Source organism: Pseudomonas sp. 51_B (assembly GCF_017491595.1).
Taxonomy (GTDB): Bacteria; Pseudomonadota; Gammaproteobacteria; order Pseudomonadales; family Pseudomonadaceae; genus Aquipseudomonas; species Aquipseudomonas promysalinigenes.
Window position 1 is genome coordinate 1 of record NZ_JAFGYW010000418.1, and the last position, 443, is coordinate 443.

Here is a 443-nt window from a genome sequence, read left to right on the forward strand (position 1 = left end):
CCTTTGGTCAATAGCTTGAAACACCCCATTGACTAGACTGTCACTGAAATAGAGCGAATTGCGAAAAGCGGGCGCCCGATGCAGGGCGAAGAGGAGGCACCAATGAGCCTGACCATGACCATCGTGATGTTGATAGCCGGCTGGCTGGCCGTGGCGACTGCCATGTTGTGGGGCGTGCTGCGGATTTCGCGACGCCATCATCCGGTGCAGACGACGCCGGTTGAGAAGACAGAGAAGCACCCAGTGCGGCACATTGCTGCGCATTGAAGACCAACAAGGTCCTTCCCTCATGAGAGCGCTCAGCAGCAGCGCGCTCTCGATAACTCAGCAAAAGGTGAATAAAAAAACCGCCTGAGCTCAACCAGCCCAGGCGGTTTTTTGTGTTCTCAGCAATTACGCCTGCTGAGCAACCTTCTTCTGCTTCGCCCGGCGCGACATCATGT

General features: G+C 56.0%; 1 protein-coding gene. It reads left to right on the top strand.

Features of this window, described 5'->3' with window-relative positions; translation table 11 throughout:
* The first annotated feature begins 102 nt into the window (after nt 1-102).
* The gene (locus J5M56_RS25520; RefSeq protein ID WP_207808099.1) at nt 103-267 is read left to right on the top strand and encodes a hypothetical protein; all 165 of its coding nucleotides are present in this window, start codon (nt 103-105) and stop codon (nt 265-267) included.
* Nucleotides 268-443: the final 176 nt, after the last annotated feature.

Excerpts from the sequence above, each read along its gene's own strand:
- J5M56_RS25520 (WP_207808099.1), top strand. The coding sequence starts at position 103 with ATGAGCCTGACCATGACCATCGTGATGTTGATAGCCGGCTGGCTGGCC.